General features: G+C 69.1%; 18 protein-coding genes. 8 read left to right on the top strand and 10 right to left on the bottom strand.

Annotation, left to right across the window (positions count from 1 at the left end):
- Nucleotides 1–155 precede the first annotated feature (155 nt).
- Nucleotides 156–824, top strand: a complete 669-nt coding sequence (locus AC1DKN_RS10780) for a VWA domain-containing protein (protein ID WP_476849085.1) — start codon at nt 156–158, stop codon at nt 822–824.
- A gap of 102 nt (nt 825–926) precedes the next feature.
- On the opposite strand, the gene AC1DKN_RS10785 is transcribed toward AC1DKN_RS10780, so the two are convergent.
- The 3 genes from AC1DKN_RS10785 to AC1DKN_RS10795 form a co-directional block, all read right to left on the bottom strand.
- Complete coding sequence (locus AC1DKN_RS10785; RefSeq protein ID WP_079553135.1) at nt 927–2,363, bottom strand: class II fumarate hydratase; 1,437 nt, start codon at nt 2,361–2,363, stop codon at nt 927–929.
- Nucleotides 2,364–2,434: 71 nt separating this feature from the next.
- Nucleotides 2,435–3,049, bottom strand: a complete 615-nt coding sequence (locus tag AC1DKN_RS10790; protein WP_028277382.1) for a carbonic anhydrase — start codon at nt 3,047–3,049, stop codon at nt 2,435–2,437.
- Nucleotides 3,050–3,058: 9 nt separating this feature from the next.
- Nucleotides 3,059–3,772, bottom strand: a complete 714-nt coding sequence (locus tag AC1DKN_RS10795; RefSeq protein ID WP_476871256.1) for a DUF4245 domain-containing protein — start codon at nt 3,770–3,772, stop codon at nt 3,059–3,061.
- Between the two features lie 213 nt (nt 3,773–3,985).
- Between AC1DKN_RS10795 and glpX the strand changes: the two genes are divergently transcribed.
- The gene (gene glpX, locus AC1DKN_RS10800) at nt 3,986–5,008 is read left to right on the top strand and encodes a class II fructose-bisphosphatase (RefSeq protein ID WP_028277383.1); all 1,023 of its coding nucleotides are present in this window, start codon (nt 3,986–3,988) and stop codon (nt 5,006–5,008) included.
- Nucleotides 5,009–5,160: 152 nt separating this feature from the next.
- Nucleotides 5,161–6,132, top strand: a complete 972-nt coding sequence (gene galE, locus AC1DKN_RS10805; RefSeq protein WP_223914156.1) for a UDP-glucose 4-epimerase GalE — start codon at nt 5,161–5,163, stop codon at nt 6,130–6,132.
- Between the two features lie 83 nt (nt 6,133–6,215).
- Here the strand turns inward: galE and AC1DKN_RS10810 are convergent, their stop codons facing one another.
- The 5 genes from AC1DKN_RS10810 to AC1DKN_RS10830 all read right to left on the bottom strand — a co-directional run bounded on the left by AC1DKN_RS10810 (nt 6,216) and on the right by AC1DKN_RS10830 (nt 11,972).
- Nucleotides 6,216–7,187 (bottom strand): lipid II:glycine glycyltransferase FemX, encoded by a 972-nt coding sequence (locus AC1DKN_RS10810; protein ID WP_230008873.1) that lies wholly within the window; start codon nt 7,185–7,187, stop codon nt 6,216–6,218.
- 4 nt (nt 7,188–7,191) lie between these two features.
- Nucleotides 7,192–8,481, bottom strand: a complete 1,290-nt coding sequence (gene manA / locus AC1DKN_RS10815) for a mannose-6-phosphate isomerase, class I (RefSeq protein WP_476871257.1) — start codon at nt 8,479–8,481, stop codon at nt 7,192–7,194.
- A gap of 80 nt (nt 8,482–8,561) precedes the next feature.
- Nucleotides 8,562–10,193, bottom strand: a complete 1,632-nt coding sequence (locus tag AC1DKN_RS10820; RefSeq protein WP_476871258.1) for an LCP family protein — start codon at nt 10,191–10,193, stop codon at nt 8,562–8,564.
- A 22-nt stretch (nt 10,194–10,215) separates the two neighbouring features.
- Nucleotides 10,216–10,827, bottom strand: coding sequence for a 5-(carboxyamino)imidazole ribonucleotide mutase (gene purE, locus AC1DKN_RS10825; protein WP_476871259.1), 612 nt, complete (start codon nt 10,825–10,827; stop codon nt 10,216–10,218).
- Nucleotides 10,824–11,972 carry a 5-(carboxyamino)imidazole ribonucleotide synthase gene (locus AC1DKN_RS10830; RefSeq protein WP_476856644.1) on the bottom strand — a complete coding sequence of 383 codons (1,149 nt, stop codon included), beginning with the start codon at nt 11,970–11,972 and terminating at the stop codon, nt 10,824–10,826. The genes purE and AC1DKN_RS10830 overlap by 4 nt, the downstream gene beginning before the upstream one ends.
- A gap of 268 nt (nt 11,973–12,240) precedes the next feature.
- Between AC1DKN_RS10830 and AC1DKN_RS10835 the strand changes: the two genes are divergently transcribed.
- A complete protein-coding gene (locus AC1DKN_RS10835; RefSeq protein WP_223914153.1) occupies nt 12,241–12,807 on the top strand; it encodes a GtrA family protein in 567 nt (188 codons plus the stop codon).
- A gap of 77 nt (nt 12,808–12,884) precedes the next feature.
- On the opposite strand, the gene AC1DKN_RS10840 is transcribed toward AC1DKN_RS10835, so the two are convergent.
- Nucleotides 12,885–13,589, bottom strand: a complete 705-nt coding sequence (locus AC1DKN_RS10840) for a TIGR03089 family protein (RefSeq protein ID WP_476871260.1) — start codon at nt 13,587–13,589, stop codon at nt 12,885–12,887.
- A gap of 370 nt (nt 13,590–13,959) precedes the next feature.
- Between AC1DKN_RS10840 and AC1DKN_RS10845 the strand changes: the two genes are divergently transcribed.
- Genes AC1DKN_RS10845 through AC1DKN_RS10855 form a run of 3 tightly spaced genes read left to right on the top strand, consistent with a single transcriptional unit; the run spans nt 13,960 to nt 19,581 of the window.
- On the top strand, nt 13,960–14,502 hold the full coding sequence (locus AC1DKN_RS10845; protein ID WP_230008885.1) for a WhiB family transcriptional regulator: 543 nt from the start codon (nt 13,960–13,962) through the stop codon (nt 14,500–14,502).
- A 29-nt stretch (nt 14,503–14,531) separates the two neighbouring features.
- Entirely contained in the window at nt 14,532–17,927 is a 3,396-nt protein-coding gene (locus tag AC1DKN_RS10850) for a glycosyltransferase family 2 protein (protein ID WP_476871261.1), read from the top strand.
- A complete protein-coding gene (locus AC1DKN_RS10855) occupies nt 17,920–19,581 on the top strand; it encodes a DUF5719 family protein (protein ID WP_476856561.1) in 1,662 nt (553 codons plus the stop codon). The genes AC1DKN_RS10850 and AC1DKN_RS10855 overlap by 8 nt, the downstream gene beginning before the upstream one ends.
- A 30-nt stretch (nt 19,582–19,611) precedes the next feature.
- Here the strand turns inward: AC1DKN_RS10855 and AC1DKN_RS10860 are convergent, their stop codons facing one another.
- On the bottom strand, nt 19,612–20,163 hold the full coding sequence (locus tag AC1DKN_RS10860) for a metallopeptidase family protein (protein WP_028277395.1): 552 nt from the start codon (nt 20,161–20,163) through the stop codon (nt 19,612–19,614).
- A gap of 166 nt (nt 20,164–20,329) precedes the next feature.
- On the opposite strand from AC1DKN_RS10860, the gene AC1DKN_RS10865 reads away from it, so the two are divergent.
- Nucleotides 20,330–20,719 (top strand): DUF3499 domain-containing protein, encoded by a 390-nt coding sequence (locus AC1DKN_RS10865; RefSeq protein ID WP_476856560.1) that lies wholly within the window; start codon nt 20,330–20,332, stop codon nt 20,717–20,719.
- Nucleotides 20,720–20,805: the final 86 nt, after the last annotated feature.

Raw genomic sequence — 20,805 nt, forward strand, 5'->3', positions numbered from 1 at the left:
TTGCACTTAATCATAAATAGTGCAAAAGATGCTTTGGGCTGTTGCCGGCAATAATGTCGCTGCCCGGCTGTAGCCTGCTCCTGTCCAGCCATACCGCTGGCAACAGGTGGCCCGCGACGAGGCAGAAGCGCCGTCGGGGCCGGAAATGGGGAAGCATGACAGATTCAGCCCTGACGCACGTGTACGTCCTCCTGGACCGTTCCGGGTCGATGAGCGCCATCGCCGATGACACTGTGGGCGGGTTTGCGGCGTTCATCCGCGAACAGCGGGCAGTGGCGGGCCGGTGCCGGCTGTCGCTGGCGCAGTTCGATGACACCTACGAGCGCGTCTACGCCTCGGTGGACATCCAGGACGTGCCGGCGCTGGACCTGCAGCCGCGGGGCAGCACCGCCCTGCACGACGCCATGGTCCGGCTGATCGGCGAAGCGGGTGCGGAACTGGCGGCCCTTCCGGAGGACGAGCGCCCCGGCACTGTGCTGGTGGCCGTGCTGACGGACGGCCACGAGAACTCCTCGCGCGAGGCCACGGGCGAGTTGGTCAAGGCCCTGGTCCAGCGGCAGCAGAGCCAGTGGGGCTGGCAGTTCACATATTTGGGCGCCAACCAGGACGCCGTATTGACCGCCGGCGGCCTCGGCATCCGCGCCGAAGACGCCCTGACCTATGCCGCCGGGAACGTCGATGCTGCCTTCTCCGTCCAGTCCGCCAAGACGCGGCGGTTGCGGGAGGCACGGATCGGCGGTGCCAGCATGGCGGATGCCGCGGCCGCGGCGGCGTACACGGCGCAGGAGCGGGAGGCCGCCGGCGGGGAACCGCCCAGGGTCTAAGTTCTGACCTGCGGTGCAGACATGCCGACGGCCGGCACCCTTCCAGGAAGGATGCCGGCCGGCGGCGGATGTTCTCTTCGGGGGCGGCGCCGCCCGGAGCCGTTAGGCCTTGTGCGGCGGGCGCGTCATGGACATGACGTCCAGTGCGGTGTCCAGCTGCTCTTCGGTCAGTTCGCCGCGCTCGAGGAAGCCCATGGAGACGACGGTCTCACGGATGGTCAGGCCCTCGGCCACGGCCTTTTTGGCGATCTTGGCGGCGTTCTCGTAGCCGATGAACTTGTTCAGCGGGGTCACAATCGACGGCGAGGCCTCGGCGAGGAAGCGGGCGCGCTCGACGTTGGCGGTGATGCCGTCGATCATCTTGTCGGCCATGACGCGGCTGGTGTTGGCCAGCAGGCGCACGGATTCAAGGAGGTTGGCGGCCATGACCGGGATGCCGACGTTGAGTTCGAAGGCGCCGTTGGTGCCGGACCACGCGATGGCGGTGTCATTGCCGATCACCTGGGCGCAGACCATGATGGAGGCTTCGCAGATGACGGGGTTGACCTTGCCCGGCATGATCGACGAGCCCGGCTGCAGGTCCGGGATGGCGATTTCGCCGAGGCCGGTGTTGGGGCCGGAGCCCATCCAGCGCAGGTCATTGTTGATCTTCATGAAGGAAATCGCGATGTTGCGCAGCTGGCTGGACGCTTCGATGAGGCCGTCCCGGTTGGCCTGGGCCTCGAAGTGGTCGCGGGCCTCGGTCAGGGGCAGTCCGGTGTCGGCCGCCAGCAGTTCGATCACGCGCTCCGGGAATCCGGCCGGCGTGTTGATGCCGGTGCCCACGGCGGTGCCGCCGAGCGGGACCTCGGCGACGCGGGGGAGGGCGGCGTTGATGCGCTCGATGCCGTAGCGGACCTGCGCTGCGTAGCCGCCGAACTCCTGGCCCAGCGTGACGGGGGTGGCGTCCATGAGGTGCGTTCGGCCGGACTTCACGACGTCCTTGAATTCGGTGGCCTTGCGCTCCAGCGACTCCGCCAGGTAGCCGAGGGCCGGGATCAGATCGTTGATCAGGGCGGACGTGGCGGCGACGTGGACGGACGTGGGGAAGACGTCATTGGAGGACTGCGAGGCGTTGACGTGGTCGTTCGGGTGGACAACCTTGTCGCTTCCGGCAGACGTGAGGGCACGCGTGGCGAGCTCGGCGATGACCTCGTTGGTGTTCATGTTCGAGGACGTGCCGGAGCCGGTCTGGAAGACGTCAATCGGGAAGTCGCCGTCGTACTTGCCGGCCGCAACCTGGTCGGCTGCGTCGGCAATCGCCTGGGCGAGCTCGCCGTCGAGCACCCCCAGTTCTGCGTTTGCCTGGGCGGCGGCCTTCTTCACCCGTGCCAGGGCTTCGATGTGGGCGCGCTCCAGGGTCTTGCCGGAGATGGGGAAGTTCTCGACTGCCCGCTGCGTCTGTGCGCGGTACAGGGCGTTCACGGGAACGCGGACTTCGCCCATCGTGTCGTGTTCAATGCGGAACTCTTCGGTGTTCAACTCATCTGTGGAAGTCATGGGGCTAGCTTATTGGGAGTAGGAGTCCCACCGAAAACCGTGAGCAGGCTGCGACGGCCGGGCGCCGGGGTTTACAGCCTGCCGATGCTGGAAACGAGATCGGCCCGGCCGTCAGCCAGGCTGTAGGCGAGGCCGATCACGGCCGTGCGGCCGCTGTCGACTGCGCCCGAAATCACCCGGGAACTGTCCACCAGCCGCTGCGAGGTCTGCTTGACGTTCTCGACCACCATGTCGTTGACGTCGGTCTGATTGTTACGCAGCGAGGTCAACACGGACGGGGTGATCCGCTCCACCAGGCTGCGGATGAAACCGACCGGCATCTGGCCGGTTTCCACGGCGTTCTTGGTTGCGGTGACAGCACCACAACTGTCGTGCCCCAGGACGACGATCAGCGGGACGTCCAGTTCGCTGACGCTGTATTCCAGCGAGCCAAGCACGGCGTCGTCGATCACCTGGCCGGCGGTGCGGACCACAAAGGCGTCCCCGAGGCCGAGGTCGAAGATGATTTCGGCGGCAAGCCTGGAGTCGGCGCAACCGAAGATCACCGCGAAGGGGTGCTGGTTTTCGACCAGCGACGAGCGACGCGACGCGTCCTGGTTGGGGTGTGAGGACGTGCCGGCGACAAAACGCTTGTTGCCTTCACGGAGACGCTGCCAGGCGAGTGCGGGAGTCAGATAAGTAGCCACGTGGCCACTTTACGGTGAAGGGCTGGCCGAAGGTGAAACTGTTGCGCCTGGCGTGCTGGAGGATGCCCCGGCGGGAGGGTTGCTTTCGAGCGACTTCACCACGGCGGTGGCCAGGGCGGAGAACTCCTCCAGCGTCGCGGATCCGGAGAGGATGACGGTGGTGCCGCGATCAGTCAGCATCATGGATTTCTCGCCCTTGCCGGTGTCGCGCAGTTCCCAGTCGCGGCCGCCGGCGTTGCGGGTGCCGGTCACGGGAGCGTTCTTGGTCTGCTGCAGGAGCCAGGTGGGGTTGGCCGTGCGGGTCTGCACGAGGGCGATGAAGGATTCCTTGGGCGTCAGGTAGCCGACTTCCCAGGCGGGGACGCCGCTGCCGGCGCCGGACTCCCAACGGGCGTAGTTGGCGCGGAATGTGTCGCCGGTATCGGCCGCCACGGGTGTGAATCCCGCCACACCCGCCGCGTTCTGCGCGGTGGCGCTGACGTTGACGTTGGGCCGGTAACCGTCGGTCTTCGGAGACGGGTTCATGAGGACGATCGGCAGGAACGCGGCGATGCTCACCACCAGGGCGATGATCATGCCCATCACGGAGGCGTTGGCGCGTTTGGCCGCCGCGGCGGCGATGACGGGCTTCACGGGCTGTCCGGAAGGGGCCGGGTCTGCCGCGGGGGCGCTGCCAGCCGGCGAACCGGGGGCGGCGGGGGAAGCGTCCTGCAATTCACTCACCCCTCTATAGTCGCGCATGTCCGGGCCGATCTCACATTCGCGGCGCAGCGGCCCCTCCGACGGTGAAGTGCGTCACGCGCCGGTCATCCCATGACCTTCCGGGTCCGCCCCGACTATGATCAATATCAGACGAATCACCGCGACGGATCGATCCTGGCCGTACGGGTTCAACGACCGCCACTCGAAGAAGAGGTTCACGTGACACCAGCGCCCATGTCCCAGAAGTACTCCACGCTTTCCCCGTCGCTCGCCGTCGGGATCGATGAGCCTGACCGCAACCTCGCGCTGGAACTTGTCCGCGTCACGGAAGCCGCGGCCATCGCCGGCGGCCACTGGGTGGGTTTCGGCGACAAGAACAAGGCCGACGGCGCCGCCGTGGACGCCATGCGCTCCTTCCTGCAGACCGTGCACTTCAACGGCGTCGTTGTCATCGGTGAGGGCGAGAAGGACGAAGCCCCGATGCTGTTCAACGGCGAGCACGTCGGTGACGGCACCGGCCCCGAGTGCGACGTCGCCGTCGACCCCATCGACGGAACCCGGCTGACCGCCCTTGGCATCAACAATGCCCTGGCCGTCCTGGCCGTGGCCGAACGCGGCTCCATGTTCGATCCCTCCGCCGTGTTCTACATGGAAAAGCTCGTCACCGGCCCGGAAGCGGCCGACATGGTGGACCTGCGTCTGCCGGTCAAGCAGAACCTGCATCTGATCGCCAAGGCCAAGGGCGTCAAGGTCAACCAGCTCAACGTAATGATCCTGGACCGCGACCGGCACCGCCCCCTCGTGGAGGAAATCCGCGAAGCCGGCGCCCGCACGAAGTTCATCATGGACGGCGACGTCGCGGGGGCCATCGCCGCTGCGCGTGCCGGCACCGGAGTCGACGCCCTCATGGGCATCGGCGGAACCCCGGAAGGCATCGTCGCGGCCTGCGCCATCAAGTCCCTCGGCGGCGTCATCCAGGGCCGCCTGTGGCCCACGAGTGACGAAGAGAAGCAGAAGGCGATCGACGCCGGCCACGATCTGGAGCGCGTGCTCTCGACCAACGACCTCGTCTCCAGCGACAACTGCTACTTCGCGGCCACCGGCATCACCGACGGCGACCTCCTCAAGGGCGTCCGCTACTCCAAGGACAAGGTCCTCACCCAGTCCATCGTGATGCGCTCCAAGTCCGGCACGATCCGCTTTGTCGACGGCGAACACCAGGCCAGCAAGTGGGAAGGCTACGCCCGCAGGAGCTAGCACCTGAACGGCAACACTGAACTGCACGATAGAGCACAGCGAATCCTGGGCCGCCTCCGCGGTCCGGGATTCGTCGTCTTAAACCAAGTGCATGATGACGTGTCTATTGCGGTGGGGCGGCCGGGGCCCGTGGGATTAGATAGGGTGGAGCCATGACGTGGCTCGTAACTGGCGGTGCAGGATATATCGGTTCTCATGTGGTTTCCGCTTTGCGCGGTGCCCGGATTCAGCCGGTGGTGATTGACTCCCTCTCCAGCGGGCACCGTGAGTTCGTGCCGGCCGATGTGCCGTTCATCCATGGCAGCATCCTCGACGCCGACCTCGTGGCCCGCACGCTGCGGGAGCACGCGGTGACCGGGGTGATCCACCTGGCCGGTTTCAAGTACGCCGGGGTTTCCGTCCAGGAGCCGCTGCTGACTTATGAACAGAACGTCACGGGCACCGCGCAACTGCTCAAGGCCATGGAGCTCACCGGCGTCGACAAACTGGTGTTCTCCTCGTCCGCGGCCACCTACGGCACGCCCACCGGCGACATCGTCACCGAAGCGACGCCCACCAACCCGGAATCTCCCTACGGCGAGAGCAAACTCATCGGCGAGTGGCTGATCCGTGACCAGGGCCGGGCCCGGGGCCTGAGCCACACCTCGCTGCGGTATTTCAACGTGGTCGGCTCAGGTGCGCCCGAGCTTTACGACACCAGCCCTCACAACCTTTTCCCGATCGTGCTGCGGGCGCTCACGGCCGGTAAGACGCCGCGCATCAACGGCATCGACTACAACACGCCGGACGGAACTTGCGTGCGCGACTACGTGCACGTGGCGGACCTGGCCACCTCGCATGTGGCCGCCGCCCAGGCGCTCGAGGCGGGCAAGCCGCTGGAGCGGGTGTACAACCTCGGATCCGGGGACGGGCTGTCCGTGCGCCAGATCATGACGGCGATGGCCGACGTCACGGGGATCGATTTCGAACCCGAAATCGGTCCGCGGCGGGCAGGGGATCCGGACCGGATCGTGGCCGACGGCACGCTGGCCGCCCGCGATCTCGACTGGAAGATGCGGCACTCCGTGGAGCAGATGGTGGCCAGCGCCTACGACGCCCAGCGGCACGCCATTACGGCCAACTAGCGCCCCCACCAACACCGGCCACCGGGGACAGAACGGCCCGGCTGGCCGGGGCGACCCGGTGGCCGGTGCCGCCTGCTGGGCCCTTAGCGGTTTGCGAGGGCCCGGGACCGGGCGCGCAGCTTCTTCGCGAGCTGGGCGCCTTTGCGGGCCAGCTGGTAGCTGCCGTAGCGGACCTTCCGGACCGGCAGGTCCCACGTTCCGGGATACGCGATCCCGCGGCCGCCGAACGACTTCTTGAACGCCGTGAACCCGGCCCATTTGTGGTCGGGCTGGTCCTCCGGCGCCACGCCCCAGAGGTCCACGTGCTTGAGGCCCTTCGCCTGGGCGTCCGCGATCAAGGTGACAAGCAGGGGGATGCCCGCGCTGAGTTTGCGGTGGGTGTCGTCCAGGGCGGCGTGCGCGTAGGTCCGGGTGTCGGCCGAGTCGTAGGCCAGGGCTGCGGCGATGGGGTGGCCGTCGAGCTCCGCGATGAACAGCGTCGCCGCGCCGGCCGGCATCAGCGAGAGGGCCACCTGGGTCAGGTATTCGTCGCTTTGCGGCTTGAAGCCGTTGCGGGCGGCCGTCATGTGCAAGAACTCCAGGAGGACGGCGATCTCTGCCGGATCCTGGCTGGAGCGGAAGCTCACGCCCTTCTTGTGGATGTTGCGGAACAGGTTCCGGTTCGCCGGCTTCATATCCGCCAGGACGTCCTTGAAATCCCGGTCGAGGTCCACAATCCAGCTGAGCTCGGGCTGCTGGCTGGCCGGGGCCGGCTGCAGGCCGCGGCTGCGGAGTACCGAGTCGGCTTCGGCTGCGGTGAATCCTGCGGTGACCGGCTCAACCCGGACAAACACGGCCCCGCTGGTCCGGGCGAGGTCCGTCAGGGCCGCCAGTGCGGCGTCGAACGCTGCCAGTGACTCGGCGACCGGGCCGTACGGGGAGTACAGCAGTTTACCGGCCGGATTGGATTCCTCCACCGCAAGGAAGCGCCACCCGGGCCCGGACTGTTCGTGGACGGTGCGTCCCAGCGAACGCTGGAACTGTGCCCACTGCGGGCTCTGCAGGAAATAATCCATGGTGTCAGGCTTCCAATGCGGTGGTGACGGCAAATGCCAGGGCGGGGCCGGTGGCGCCGGAGACGGCGTGGACATTGACCGGTGCCTCGGCGGCGGGCAGGAAGGCACTGGCGCCCCTTTCCAGCCGGAGCTCGCCCTTGGGGGAGTCGAGGCGGACGGAGCCGTGGGTGACAATGACGACGGCGGCACCGGACTGCGCCAGCGGGACGGGCTCCGCGCCGGGCGCCACAACAATTCGCTGCAGCTGGAATTCCCGGAACGGCGGCCGGAAGAGTTCCTGGCCCAGCATGGTGGTCTCGGCGGGGAGCATGGGCACCGCGACGGCCTCGAACGCCACGGTCTTCAGCAGTTCCGGCACGTCGACGAATTTCGGCGTGAGCCCGCCGCGGAGCACGTTGTCCGAGGACGCCATGACCTCGATGCCGAGGCCGTGCAGGTAGGCATGGACATTGCCGGCCGGGAGGTACACGGCCTCACCGGGGGCGAGGGAAATCCGGTTCAGCAGCAGGGAAATCAGCACTCCCGGATCTCCGGGGTACCGGCCATTCAGGCTCACCGCGGTGGACAGTTCCGCCTCGTGCCCGGCCATCGGGGCACCGGAGACGAGGGCCGCAACGATCGTCGCCGTCGCCTCGGCGACATCCCCGCCGCCGGTGATGAGGCGTTCGAAGGCGGAGCGCAGGGCCGCGGGTTCGTCCGGCTGCGCCAGGTCCTCGAGCAGCAGCGGGACCAGCGGCGGCAGCTGCAGCCCGGCGAGCTCGAAGCACGCCGCCAGATGCTGGAAGACCGCACGGGATTCCGCGGCCGGCCGGAACCCGCAGAGGGCCTCGAATGGAGTCAGCGCGAAGATCATTTCGGGCTTGTGGTTATCGTCCTTGTAGTTGCGCTCCGTTGCGGCGGGGTCGACGCCGGCGGCTTCCTCGCGTGCGAAGCCCTCCCGGGCCTGGGCGAGCGTCGGGTGCACCTGCAGGGACAAGGGCGCCTCGGCCGCGAGGACCTTGAGCAGGAACGGCAGGCGCGGACCGAAAGCGGCCACGCTCGCGCTGCCCAGGCAATGTTCCGGATCCCCGGCGATCAGGGCGTCCAGCGGCAGCCGTCCGCCGTCGTGCGTTGCGGGTGCGTGCCGGCCGGCACCGCCGGGCGCCGGCGTCAGCGCGACGGACGGGGAGCCCGGGTGGGCGCCGATCCAAAGCTCCGCTTCAGGACCGCCGGAAGCCGGCCTGCCCAGCAGCCCGGCGATGGCCGTCGGGGAGCCCCAGGCGTAGGGCCGGAGGACGTTCTCAAGTTCGTACATGGCCTGGTCCCTGTCTGATCAATGAAATGTCTCGTCAAAGAAATGTGGTCGCACTGCTGCGGTCAAGGCTGCTGCCGGGGTTAGAGCGGCGCGCACTGTCCGTTGGTGGCCACGAGGTCGCGGATGGACTGTTCGTCGCCGTTGCGCTTGAACTGGTTCAGCATCTCTTCGGTGATCGGCTCGCCGTCCGGCGTAGTGGTCACGGGGGTGAAGTCCGACGGCGCGGGCGGGGGATCGGTGGCCGGGACGGGGCCGGCGGCCGAGACCGGCCCGGCAGCCGTACCGGGCTGCAGGACCGCATCGTCAGTTGCGGCTGCGGCACCGGCGGACGGGCTGGCCAGCAGTTTGGCCACCCGCGCGTGGATGACGTCGAAGTCCGGGGACGTGGAGAAGGCGGCGTCGAAGTCCGGCGGACCGATGGTCAGGCGGCTGACATCCTGCCCCTTGGCCTTCATGGCCAGGTCCACGAAACTGCCGAGCTGGCCGGAGGAGATGTTCGACTCGACCACCTTGGTCCCGGCCTTGGCGATGTCCTCAAACTTGGCCAGCAGTGTTGCCGGGTCGAGCTGCTTCAGCATCGCCTGCTGCACGCACTGCTGGCGCTGGATGCGGGCATAGTCGTCCACGAATTCCCGGGACCGGCCGTACCAGAGGGCGTGGAAGCCGTCGAGCGTCTGGTCTCCGGCCGGAATCCAGCCGTCCGGCATGCCGTGGATGCCGTTGGCCTCATCCACCATCGGCCCGCTGATGGGGACCCAGCCGCCGGCCTTGATCCGGATGCCGCCCATGGCGTCGATGAGCTTGGAAAAACCGTCCATGTCCACGAGCACGTAGGCCTGGACCTTGATGCCCAGCGTTCCTGACACCGCTTCGAGGGTGGCCTGCGCCCCGGGGTCGGCCACCCCGGGATAGAGGTCCTGGTGCTGGTTGGTGACCTCGGTGTTGATCGCGTTGATCAGGCATTCGTCGCCGCAGTTGTAGCCATCCGGGTACACCTGGCGCATCGGCGATTCCGCGCTGAACTGGGCGTTCTGGAGGTTGCGGGGCACGGAGATGATCGCCGTGCTGCCGGTCTTGGCATCGACGCTGATCACCGAGAGGCTGTCCGGCCGGCGGCCCGTGCGGTCCGCTCCGGCGTCGCCGCCCATCATCAGGAAGTTGTACCGGCCATCGGACGGCTCAAGGGTGGGGCCGGAGCCGGAGAAGATGCTGCCGATGGCGTTGCGGCTGATATTGAGCAGATAGGCCGCGTAGCCCAGGGATCCGCTGCTGAGGATCATGGCCAGCACGAGCGCCAGCACCACCGCGGGACGGATCCTGGGGGCGAGCGTCCCGGGCCGGATCAGCCGCAAGGTGTTCAGGAACAGGGCGGCCCAGCCGATGGCCAGGCAGGCGAGGCCGAGCACCAGCAGGAGCGAGGGCACCGTGCCGGTGAGGAGGTTGATCAGCGTGGAGCGGGACACGAGCAGGAGCACCACGGCCAGCAGGGCCAGCGCCCAGACCGTGAAGGTCACGCGCAGCGCGGCCCGTCCAAGCCGGCGGCTGCCCGCGACGGTTTGGGCGCTACCGGGAACCAGCAGCGTCATGAGGATCAGGACGAACGCCCGCTTGGTGAGCACCGGGGACGGGGCGCCGGAGGGATGCCGGACCGGGTCGCCCAGTGCCCGCCCGGACTGCTCAGGGCCGTGTGTGGGGGCGTAGCTGCTGCTCATGCCGGGATTCCTAATGGCTGCCTTAATTGCCGCTACGCGGGGTGACGTTTCCGGCGGCGAACACTTCGCTGACCTTGTGCCGCAGGTTCGCGCCCTTCCGGGTTGCGACGTCGTTCAGCTCCTTGGCGAACTCCAGCAGGTCCGCCCGGAGCTGGACTGCCAGTTCGTCCGTGCCCGAGGCCAGCATGCGCACGGCCAGGAGGCCGGCGTTGCGGGCGCCGCCGATCGAGACGGTGGCGACCGGAACGCCTGCCGGCATCTGCACGATGGACAGCAGGGAATCCATGCCGTCCAGGGTCTTCAACGGCACGGGGACGCCGATCACCGGCAGGGGAGTGACCGAGGCCAGCATGCCGGGAAGATGCGCGGCGCCGCCGGCGCCGGCAATGATCAGGCGAAGACCGCGCTCGTGGGCCGTCTGGCCGTAGCGGATCATCTCCGTGGGCATCCGGTGGGCCGAGACGACGTCGGCCTCGAACGGGATTCCAAACTCGGCGAGGGCTTCGGCGGCGGCTTCCATGACCGGCCAGTCCGAATCCGAGCCCATCACGAGGCCCACGAGCGGGGTGCCCGCGCGGGCGCCGGCGAGGGGGTTTCCCGCTTTGTTGGCTTCGGGGCTGGCTGCGGTGCTCATGCGGTCTCCTCGGAGGTTGCCGGCATTGCGCCGGTGTGGGCCCGGCCATTCCGGATGATGTCGGCCACAGTGGTGGCCCGCTGCCGCACGGAGTCGACGTCGGCGGCTGAGGTCCCGACCAGGTTAACGTGGCCGATCTTCCGTCCGGGCCGGACGGCCTTGCCGTAGCAGTGCACCTTCGCGGCGGGTTCGCTCGCGAGGGCGGCGGGGAAGGCGGAATAGAGGTCCTGGTTGGCGCCGCCGAGGAAGTTCTTCATCACCACGACGGGCCCCAGCAGGTCAGTGGCGCCCAGCGGCAGGTTCAGGATGGCCCGCAGGTGCTGCTCGAACTGGCTGGTCACCGAGCCGTCCTGGGTCCAGTGCCCGGTATTGTGCGGGCGCATGGCGAGTTCATTGATCAGGAACCCGGCGCCCACGCCCGGGGTCTCGAAGAGTTCGACGGCCATGACACCGGTCACGCCGAGTTCGCCGGCGATCCGGACCGCGGCGTTTTCCGCGGCTGCGGCAACATCGACGGAGATGTCCAGGGCCGGGGCAATGACTTCATCGCAGACCCCGTCCACCTGGATGGTGTGCACCACCGGCCAGGCCCGTGTTTCACCGTCAGGCGTCCTCGCGACCATGGCCGAGAGCTCCCGGCTGAATTCCACCTTGGCTTCGGCCAACAGGGGGGACATGGCCTCGAACCAGTCGGCGGAGGCCGCCGCGTCCTCGGCCGAGGACACGATGCGCACGCCCTTGCCGTCGTAGCCGCCGCGGGGCATTTTCAACACCACCGGCCAGCCGGTCTGCTCGCCGAAGGCGACGAGGTCCGCGACATTGGCGACGGAGGCCCACGTGGGGTTCGGAAGCTCGAGCCGGTCGATCGCGGCGCGCATCACCAGCTTGTCCTGGGCATTGACCAGGGCATCCGGGCCGGGATGGACGTTCACGCCGGCACCGATCAAGGACCGCAGGTGCGCCGTGGGGACGTGTTCGTGGTCGAAGGTCAGGACGTCGAGGCCGCGGGAGAACTCGAGCAGATGCTCCAGGTCCTTGTAGTCGCCAACCGGGGCGTTAGCCACGGCAGAGACTGCGGAGACGTCCTCGCCTTCGGCGAGAACACGGAGCTCAAAGCCCAGGGCGGTCGCGGCAGGGGCCATCATGCGGGCAAGCTGGCCGCCGCCAACAACACCGATTACAGGAAAAGTCACAAGTCCCAGCCTACCGAAAACCTCACGGGAACCCGGCTTTTGGGGATTGGCAAGCGCGGGAACGGTGCCGGGACGGGGGTTTCGCACCCGCCCGCCCGGCGCCCGCCGCCGGGTCCGCAGGGAGCCGTCTGAGCGGCCGCTGCGGGCGGACTCCCGGGAAACGGCGCTAAAATGGGCGTTTGGCCCAATGGCCGACAGTTCCAGAAGGCCACGGAGGGTCATGATTACTACACTTAACGAGCGCATGCGCGGGCTTGCCTCGCTGTTCTGGCGCGAAGTGGCCAAGTTCGGTGCCGTCGGCGGCATCGCGTTCGTCATCGACAACGGACTGACGTTTTACCTGATGCACGGTCCCATGACCGACAGCGAGGCCAAGGCCCGCTTCTTCGGGGCCAGCGTGGCGACGGTCTTTTCCTGGGTTGCGAACCGTTTTTGGACGTTCCGGCACCGCCGGCAGGCCAACGTGCTGCGCGAGTTCGTGATGTTCCTCATCATCAACGGGATCGGCATCGGCATCTCCACCGGCCTGACCGCCGTCGCGAAGTACGGCATGGGAGTCACCGACAAGAACATGCTCTTCCTGGCCGGGGTGGTCGGCATCCTGGTCGCGACCGTGGTCCGGTTCTTTGCCTACCGCTTCCTGGTGTTCAACCAGGAACTCGACGCAGAGCCCGAGTTCTCGCACGACCACGAGATCATCGAACGGCACCCGCACTCCCAGCCGGTTGCCACGGCAGCCGTCAGGGAACCCGTCAACGATCCGGAACTGCCCGGCCCGCCGGCCTAAGGAACCGCCGTCCCGGGGAATCAGCGGCTGGGGATCGGTGCCCGGGCGATCAGTGCCCGGAAGTCAGCGCGTGGGGATCAGTCCCCGCTGATGCGCTCGGCGTCCCGCAGTTTGCCGGTCACCTCTACCTCGGGGTGCACCAGGACCACGGAACCGTCGGCCTTCCAGGTTCCCAATGACTGCGCAAGAACGGTTTCGAGGCCGTCGGCCGCCGGAACGAGCAGCCGCAGCCCGGGGCCCTGGGCCGCGGCAAAACCGTCCAGGAGCGCCCCGTGCGCATGGACTGCGCCGTCGGAGGTGCGGACGGCGAGACGTCCCGCCTCCGGATCCACGTGGGGCATGAAAATGTCGCCGTGGGAGCGGACCTCGGCGGCGTAGTCGAGGACGCCGCTGGGCAGTTCACCCGTCCACCGCATGGCCAGTGCCGGCAACGACACGGCCAGGACGGCGTCGAACCCGCCCGCGGCAGCGCCCGGACCCGGGTCCGCGGTGGCCAGCAGGTCAGCCTCCGCGTCGTCGAAGACCACTTCCATGCCAAGCTGCCAGGCCGCGAGGGCCAGGATCACCGACTTCCAGTGCGCGGGCAGGTCCAGGCGCAGCCGCATGCCCGGTTCGGCGTCGAGTTCGTCCTGCAGCAGGTTGGAAGTCTTCGCGACCCAGTTGTCCAGCACGCGGCCAGAGAGTTCAACCCGTTCCGCATCGGGGCCGTACCAGGTCAGCCGGGGCGCCGTGGCCTGGCCGGACCGCAGCGCTGTCATCAGGTCGATTGCCGGAATGCTCATGCCCTCATCTTGCCACGGCTGTTGTCGCGGCCGATCAGTCCCCGGCTCCGTGACGTCCGTCACCCCGGCGGCCCCGGCGTTCGGCGGGGTCCGCGCAGGGCGCGGGAAAATTTCCCGAAAATTCAATGAAAAGCCCCAAAAGTGCTCAGTACCCTGATTATTCCGCGGGTTCTCGCGGGAGAGGAGAAAAAATTCCGGGCGTGGCGTGCCTCCACTTTGTGTATCAAGTTGATTATTATCTCCGCCGTGGCTTGACTCCCGGATACTTACACGCGTGTAATTAGTTATCTAAAGCCACTGCACAAAAACCGGCACTCAACCGAGTGTCCAAGGGGGTCTTGCAGTGGCTGCAAATCAGGAGGGGGACGCCATGGGGCTAGCAGAGCGTATCCATGAAGATGCCGTAGTTGCCGGCCAGGCCACGGCGAAATACCGGTCACGCGGCGTGCCGACTGACTGGTACGTAGATCCGGCGGATCCGGACGCAGCTGACCGCTATAACGAACACACCAAGGATTCCCTGCAGGAGGCCGCCACGGCCTTCCTCGCAGCGCACGACGAGCTCCTGTCCGGCCCGGATCATGACACCGATCCCCTCGACCCGCCGATGGAGCTCCATTCGCCCGGTTCCGGTACCGCCGGGCAGCCAGTCTGGATCGGCCTGCCGTCCCGGCAGGAATTCGACGACGAGGGCGAGCTCGGCTGGCAGACCGATGCCCTGTGCGCCCAGACTGATCCCGAAGCCTTCTTCCCCGAAAAGGGCGGCTCCACCCGCGACGCCAAGAAAGTCTGCGGCGCCTGCAACGTGCGTTCCCAGTGCCTCGAGTACGCCTTGTCCAACGACGAGCGCTTCGGGATCTGGGGAGGCCTCTCGGAGCGCGAGCGGCGCCGGCTTAGGAAGCGAGCAGTCTAATTCTTCAAGAAGTACGAGTCACCGCCGTCGTGGTCTCCCACGACGGCGGTGATTTTCTCCCCAGGACCCTTGCGGCGCTGGCGGCCCAAACACGGCCCGCCGACGCCGTGATCGGTGTCGACACCGGATCCCGCGACCACTCCGCCGCCCTCCTTGAACAGGAACTGGGCAAGGCCAACGTCACTGTCTTCGACCAGCCCAGGTCCGGCATGGGTGGAGCCGTCATGGCCGGGTTCAAGGCCCTCGCGCCGTGGCCTGCGGAGGGCTCCGCCGCCACGGCGCCGGGCACCGACTGGATCTGGCTGCTGCACGACGACGCCGCACCGGCACCCGAGGCCCTGGCCGAACTCCTCCGTGCGGTCGAGCGGGCGCCGTCGGTCACGGTTGCAGGCTGCAAGCAGCTGGACTGGCATGCCGAGCGGCGGCTGATCGACGTCGGGCTCTCCACGAGCCGCTGGGCCGAGCGGCTGACGCTGATCGACGCCGACGAGCTCGACCAGGGCCAGTACGACGGCCGCAGCGATACCTTTGCGGTCAATTCCGCCGGCATGCTGGTCCGCCGCGACATCTGGGAGGAGCTCCGGGGCTTCGATCCGGCCCTGCCCGGCAGCGGCGACGACGTCGACTTCTGCTGGCGCAACCGTCTCGCCGGGCACCGCGTGGTGGTGGTCCCCAGCGCCCGAATGTTCCATGTCTCGCACCGTCCCCACGCCCTTGGCAACGCGACGGCCGCACGCAAGGCGCAGGTGCACCTGCGGCTCAAGCACGCGGCCGGCTGGAAAGTCCCGCTGCACGCGGCCGGCGCCCTCCTGGGCAGCCTCTTCAAACTCGTCCTGAGCATTGCGGTCAAGGACCCGGGGCACGGGTTCTCCCAACTGCTGGCGACCTTTGCCGCGCTGGGCCGCCCGGCGGCGGTGGTCCGCGGACGCCGCAATGCCGCGCGCACCCGCCGGATCCGGCGCTCCGTCATGAAAGGACTGCAGACGCCGCGCCGTGAGGTCTGGGCGCACCGGCGCTCCCTGATTGAGGCGCTCGGCGCCGACGACTTCGGCAGCGAGTTGACAGGTCCCGGTCCGCTGGCCGAGCAGCCCACCGGGAACACCGGCAATGCTGACGATTTCGCCGCCATCGCCACCCCGGACCGCGGGTGGGTGGGCAGCGGTGCGGTGCTGGCCATCCTCCTGACCCTGGCGGTCTCCCTGACAGGGCTGCTTAGCCTGTTCCGGGCTCCGGCCGTCTCCGGCGGCGCGCTGATCCCCGTCTCATTGCGCCTCTCCGAAATCTGGAACCATGCCTCGACCTGGTGGATCAGTCTGGGCGCGGGCCTGCCGGGCCACGGCGACCCCTTTGGCTACCTGCTGTGGGTGCTCGGTGTGCTCGGTGCCGGCGATGCCAACGGCGGCGTGGGCTGGTTGTTGATCCTCGCCATGCCGCTGTCTGCGCTGGGCGCGTGGTTCGCTGCCGGCGCCCTGACTGCCCGCCGGAGGCTGCGCCTTTCGGCCGCCCTGCTGTGGGCCGCGGCGCCGGCACTCCAGGTGTCCGTGAACCAGGGCCGGCTCGGCGCCTTGGTCGCGCACGTCATGATCCCGGTGGTCGTCCTGGCGCTGCTCCGGGCGACCGGCACGGCCGCGGGCCGCGGCATCCATGCCGTCCCGGCCCCGGGGCAGGGACGGCTCATCCCCACGCCGGCCGCCCGTCCCGGTGTCAACGGGACGCCGTCGTGGACGGCTGCGGCCGCCGCGGGGCTCGCCCTGGCCGTAGTCACCGCCGCGGCGCCCTCGCTGCTGCTGCCGTCCATGGCCGTCGTGGCCCTCTGCGGCGTGCTGTTGGGCCGGCGCGGCCGCACGGTGTGGTGGGCGCTCCTGCCCAGCCTGTCACTGTTCCTGCCCTTCGCCTTCTCGGTCCTGGACCGGCCGCGGGCGCTCCTGGCCGACCCGGGCCTGCCGCTCGGTTTTGACGCCGCCCCACTGTGGCAACAGGCCCTGGGGCAGCCACTGAACTTCGACGCCGGCGCCGGACTCACCGGGCTCAGCGCCTTCGGCGGGTCCGCCGCAGGTTCCGCCGGGCCGGCCGGTCTGCCGTGGGCACTGCTGCTGGCCTTGCTGTTGGGGCTGCCGGTACTGCTGCTGGCCCTGGCCGCACTCTTCATGCCGCGCCGGCTTGTGCTGGCCGGACGCACCCGGACGGCACGGGGTCTGTGGGCCGTGGCCGTCCTGATGCTGGCCGGCGGCTGGCTCGCCGGGCATGTCGCCTCCGGCGCCAGCGCCGAGGTCCTGGTCACGCCGTTCCCCGGCCCCGCCGTCTCGGCTGCCGCGTTCGCGTTCCTGGGCGCTGCCCTGATCGGAGCCGAAGGGCTCCTGGACGCCGCCGACCGGACCGCCGGTACCGGGCTGGCACGGAAGGTCCTGATCCGCGGCACGGCCGCGGCATCCATGGTCCTGCTGCTGGCTGCGCCCCTGGCCGGGTTCACCGTGTGGACCGCACAAAACCTGCTGCAGCCAACGTCGCAGACACCGACACAGGCAGCGGCAGCCACCGCGGGACCCTCCGGTCTCGGGACCCCGAGACTCGTCCAGCCTGCCCAAGCCCGCACGCTGCCCGCAACGGCGGTTGATCGCGGCGAGGGCCCGGAACAGTCCAGGACGCTCCTGATTGCCAGCAACGAGGACGGAAGCTTCGACGCAACACTCATGCGCGGCGCCGGGACCACCCTGGACGCACTCTCAACGATCGCCGCCGCCCGCGGCATCATGGGAGCGCCGGGCCAGGAGACGGTCCGCGACGACGACGCCGTCGCCGGATCGCTCCGGAACGTCGTGGCCACCATCGTCGCCGGCGAAGGCGTGGATCCGCGGGAGGACCTCGAGCGGCTCGGCGTCGGCTTTGTCGTGCTCCGGGTTGCCGATTCAGCCTCCGAATTGACGGCCAGCCGCATGGACGCAGTCCCCGGACTTGTCGCCGTCGGCCAGACGGGGACGGGCTGGCTCTGGCGGGTCAGCCCGCAGGACCGGCCCGGCATCGCGGACTCCGACGTCGCGCACCGGGTCCGGGTAGTGGACGGCAGCGGCGCCGCCATCGGACTGCTCCCGTCCGAAGAAGTCTCGGCGGCCGGCACAGTCCCGGCCGGCCCCGAGGGCCGCCTTGTGGTGCTCGCCGAGCGGGCCGATCCGGGCTGGAGCGCCTGGCTTGACGGGCGCCGCCTGACCTCAACGACGTCGGGATGGTCGCAGGCCTTCACACTGCCGGCCCAGGGCGGCCAGTTAAGCATCCGTTACGAAGCGCCGTGGGCCGTCCTGATCGGAATTGCGCAGGCCGTGATGATCGGGCTGACCGTCCTCCTCGCCGTGCCCATGCCTGCCCGCCGGTCCAACACCGGCCTGTCCAGGGACGAAGCCTCCCTGCGTAAGGAACATCAGCATGTCTAAGGGCGACAACGAAAAAGAAACCGAAACGGAAGCTGAAACGGGTCCGTCGCCGCGGAAGCGGCGGCTGCCGCGGGCCGGAGTGATCGGCGGCATCCTCTCCGCGGTGGCCCTCGTTGCCGCGGGCGGCGGCCTGGTATCGGCGGCGTCGCTGACGCCCCAGAACCCCGCCAGCAGGCAGCTCGAGGCCCCCGTCGCCGCGGTTCCGGCCGGCAGCAGCGTCGGGGTCTGCCCGGGCCCGGCCCGGCTGCTTGAGGGCACCCCCGTGGGCACCGACCCCCAGTTCAGTCCGGAATCCGCCACCGCGAAGACAGCCGTCAGCGCCGCCGTGCTCGGCTCAAGCGCCGGCATCATCCCCGGCAGCCGGCTCGCCCCGCTTAAAGGTGCCCCCCTCGCCGACATCGCGCCGGGCGCCGCGCCCACAGCTTCCGCGCCCCCGGCTTCCGCGGCTGCGGCCCGCACGCCCGTGCTGGTCGCCGGCGTCGTGCCCCAGCGCGAGGTGGACAACATCAGCGTCCTCAGCGCCGATGCCCAGAACAACCACCAGGCAGCTGCCGGCGCCGTCCTGAGCTACACGGCAGAGGACGGGGACCTCCAGGGTTCCGCGGCTGCCGCGTGCCAGCAGCCCGGCAACGATCTCTGGCTGGTCGGCGCCAACACTGCGCTCGGCCGGTCGGCAGTCCTGAACCTGACCAATGCCTCCAGCACGCCGGCGACGGTGAGCCTGGACCTCTTTGGCTCCGAGGGCCCGATCCAGGCTCCCGGAAGCCGCGGCCTGCTGGTGGCGCCCGGCAGCACCCGCTCCATCATCCTGGCCGGGCTCGCGCCGGGACAGGAACGGCTCGGCGTGCGGGTCCGCAGCACCGGCGGCCCGGTGGCTGCCGTGATCCAGCAAAGCGTGCTCCGCGGCCTCACACCCGGCGGCGTCGACTTCATCACCCCCGGCACCGCCCCGTCCGTCAGCCAGGTGGCCGCCGGCCTCGACATCCAGGATCCCGCGGCGCTGGCCGCGCTCAAGGCAAAGCCCGGCTTCGCCGACGCCGGACCGGCCCTCGAAGTCGCCGTGCCGGGGGCCACCGACGCCGTGGTCGAGATCAAGCTGTATGGTCCCGACGGCCAGAAGGCGCTGCCCGGGGGAGGCGTGGTGACGGCGAAGGCCGGCGCGGTCACGGAAGTTTCCCTGGCCGGGGTCCCGGCCGGGACCTACACCGTGGCGGCGAGCTCGGATGTCTCGTTCGCGGCCACTGCCCGGCTCACGCGGGGACTGCAGGCCGGGGACGCGGCGGACATCGCGTTTTCCGCCGCCTCGGCCCGGCTGGGCAGCCAGCACATCGTTGCGGTTCCGCGCACGGGCGACCGGCAGCTCGTTCTCGGTGCCCCCGCCGGCCGGGCGACCGTGACCTACACGCCAATTACTGCGGACGGCAAGATCCGGACCGCGGGCACCGCCGACATTGCCGGCGGAACCACCGTTTCCATCAAGATCCCCGCTGACGTGGGCGACTCGCCGCTCGTGGGGTATGTGGTGTCCGCCGCCGGGGATCCGGCGTACGGGGCACTTGTTCTGGCGCAGGACGGGCGGCAGGACATTTCCGCGGTGGCGCTGGCGCCGGAAGCGGCAGGACAACGGCAGGTCCCCGTCACGCTGGGCTACTAGGCCCGGGGGCAGGCCGGAAGCAGGCTCGGGCTAGTACCGGCGGCGGTAGACGGGGTCGAGGGACTCCGGCGGTACGCCGAGCATCTCGGCCGTGTATTCCACGACGACGTCGTGCACGAGGTCCTGGAGTTCGTCCCGGGTTCCGCACACCTGCTCCACCACCCGGCGGTACAGCGTGATGACCGGTCCGTCCTCGGCCGTGGCAGCAGTGAAAGCGCCCATCGGCGCGGGCGTGCGGTCCGCCACGAGCTGCTCCAGGCCCGGGGGGATCTCGTCAACGGCGAAGCGGACGCCGTCGAGCGGCTTGCCCCAGATGTCGTGCAGCCGCTGGGCCGAGTCCAGGACGAAGTCATCGAAGCGGTCGGAGCGGGTCCGGTAGCCGGGCAGGGTGGGGAGTATGAGCTCGCCGCGAAGGCCCCGGCCGTGCCGGTTCCTGCGGCGCTGCCGGAAGGTCTTTCCCTGGACGGCGGCAGGCGACCCGGCCAGAGGCGCGCCGGCGGGGCCGGAACCGGCGCCTGTGCGTCCGGCGTCGGGGTCAGCCAACCGGACCGTGAAACCCGAATCGTGGTGCGATGACTGCATATCTTGACTCTAAACCCGCGCAATGAAATACGCGATACAGCCCCGACGGCGATCCGCCGCCGCGCCGCCGCGGCTCCGCCGCCGCTCCGCCGCGGCGCCGCCGCGGCACAACGACAGACGTTTCAATGCGCAGCCCCCGGCCCGAGGGGGAGTAGTCTGTGATGTCGTGGGTGCAATTCGTATTTGTTCTAGGTCTGCCTGCCGCAATTCTGCGGTGGCCACTTTGACGTACGTCTACGCCGACTCCACGGCCGTTCTGGGCCCGCTGGCGACGTACGCCGAACCGCACTGCTACGACTTGTGCGAACAGCACGCCGATTCGCTGACCGTGCCGCGCGGCTGGGAAGTCATGAGGCTGGCGATGCCCGCAACCCCGGCCGGCCCCGGCCCCGACGACCTCCTGGCCCTTGCCAACGCGGTCCGCGAAGCGGCCTCCCGTCCGGCTGCGGGGGAAACGGCGAAGGGGCAGCGCACGCTGCACCCGGCGCTGGAGGCACCGGCCCCGGCCGAGGGCGTCCGGCGCGGACATCTGCGCGTCCTGCGCGAACCTTCCTAAGGCGTCAACTGGCGGTAGGGTGGAAACTGCAAAAAGCCGTCAGCCACTTAGCCACCGGCGCCCTGTTGCGGCGCCCATCAGGGAGC

The organism is Arthrobacter sp. 01N444 (genome assembly GCF_056399305.1).